We start from the raw sequence: 651 nt of genomic DNA, 5'->3' as shown, positions 1-651 counted from the left end.
AAGACCGCCCTGACCGCCGCCGGGCTCGCCTTCACCGGCGGCGCCATCGCCGGCCCCGTCACCACCGCCTACGCCGCCCCCACCCAGACCAAGCCCGTCTCCGCCACCACCCAGGACCGCAAGGGTGGCGAGCGTGAACTCGGCGTGCGCTACGAAGCCCAGCCCAACTTCTACTACTGCGGCCCCGCCGCCGCCCGCAACGCCCTGAGCGTGCAGGGCAAGAACATCGACGTCGACGGCATGGCCCAGCGCATGGGCACCACCGAAGCCGGCACCAACTCCATCAACGACATCACCCCCGTGCTGAACAAGGAAACCGGCCGCGACGCCTACCAGTCCGTCGAGATCCGCGAGCCCAAGGCCGACGACAAGCAGACCGACAGGCTGCGCGCCGACATCGTCACCGCCATCGACGAAGGCCACGCCGTCGTCGCCAACATCGCCGGCACCGCCACCGACACCGACGGCACCACCCACTCCTTCGAAGGCGGGCACTACATCAGCGTCGTCGGCTACCGCGACAACGGCAACACCGTCACCATCGCCGACTCCGCCGACCCCAACCAGGCCTCCTACCGCATGAGCGTCGACAACCTCGCCGACTGGATCGCCACCCGCGGCTACACCGCCTGACCAGCAGCCCCGCACCAC

Annotated in this window: 1 protein-coding gene; it reads left to right on the top strand. The window is 69.7% G+C overall.

Going from position 1 to position 651, the window contains the following annotated elements; all coding sequences use genetic code 11:
- Nucleotides 1–633: C39 family peptidase (locus AC5L34_RS29510; protein WP_494827930.1), on the top strand; the 633-nt coding region annotated here is incomplete at its 5' end.
- Nucleotides 634–651 lie beyond the last annotated feature (18 nt).

This window comes from Micromonospora sp. ZG13 (assembly GCF_059359355.1).
This window is presented reverse-complemented; position numbering and strand designations above follow the sequence as displayed.